The 1,145-nt window shown below is 75.4% G+C and carries 1 protein-coding gene; it reads right to left on the bottom strand.

Translation table 11 applies throughout. From position 1 onward, the window contains the following. On the bottom strand, positions 1–1,013 hold a 1,013-nt coding region (locus ACYVJ4_RS18845), incomplete at its 3' end, for a HAMP domain-containing protein (protein WP_460461561.1). Between the last annotated feature and the right edge of the window lie 132 nt (positions 1,014–1,145).

Below are 1,145 nucleotides of genomic sequence, written 5' to 3'. Positions count from 1 at the left end.
GCCACCGCCTCACCCGACACCGACAGCTCCTCCGAGCTCGACGCCACCGCCGACGCCGACAGGGCGACGCGCTCGACGACCGAGCGCACCGACTCCTGCGCCACGCCGAGCGCCGCCGCCATCTGGGCCACCTCGTCGGTGCCGCGCACGAGCGCGCGCGCCGTCAGGTCGCCGTCCGCCATCGCGTCCAGGGCGCGCTGCACCCGCCGCACGCGTCGTACGACCCCGCCGGCGACGCCGGCCGACCACACGGCCACCGCGACGGCGGCGAGCACCACCGCCACGACGACGAACAGCCGCGCGCGGTCGGCGGTCGCGGTCGCGGCGGCGACCTCGGCATCCGCCCGCTTCGTCACCGAGGCGACCAGGGCGTCGGTCTCGTCGTTGATCGAGTAGTAGATCCCGTGCTCCGGCCCGGCGATCGTGGCCTCGGCGCGGTCGACCGACAGGGGGTCGCCCTGGGCGTAGTACGCCACGACGGTGTCGTCGGTCGAGAAGAACTGCGCCCACAGCACCTGGATCCGCGCCAGGGCGGCCTGCTCGTCGTCGGTCATGACGTCCTTCGGCATGCCGGCGAGGGTGTCGCGCAGCGCCTGCGTGGACTTCAGGTACCCGGCCCGGCTGGTGCTGGTGTCGCTCACGGCCTTCTTGGGGTCACCCTTGCGCGCGTCCCACGCGTACGCCGTCTGCCACCCGCCGACGTCCGCGTTGTAGAACCGCACCTGGTGCAGCGCGCCCGACAGCTCCTGCAGGCGGTCGAGGTGGCGGGTGGTCGAGGCCAGGCTGCCGAGCGAGACGACCGCGGTCGCGCCCACGACGAGCGCCGCGACGACGCCGGTGCCGCCCACCGCGAGGATGCGCGGTCGCAGGCCGACCCCCCGGCGGCCGGCCTGCTCCCCCTGCCCGGACGCCGGACGACGGCGCACCAGGGCGCGCGGGAGCCGGACGACGGCTCGGGCCGTCGCCGCCGCGCGCGCCACGGCGCCGGTCTGCTGGGTGCTGCGGTCGTCCATGACCTGGTCCTTCTCTCGTCGGCGCGACAGGCGTCGCGTCAGTAGGTGAAGCGCGTGATCTGGCCCTGGAGCTCGGCGGCCATGCGGGTGAGCTCGTCGATCGCGACCCGGGACTGCCCGACCGCCTCGGTC

The sequence above is a fragment of the Angustibacter peucedani genome (assembly GCF_054779595.1).
Note: the sequence above shows the minus strand (reverse complement) of the source record. Positions and strands in the feature narration are given on the sequence as shown.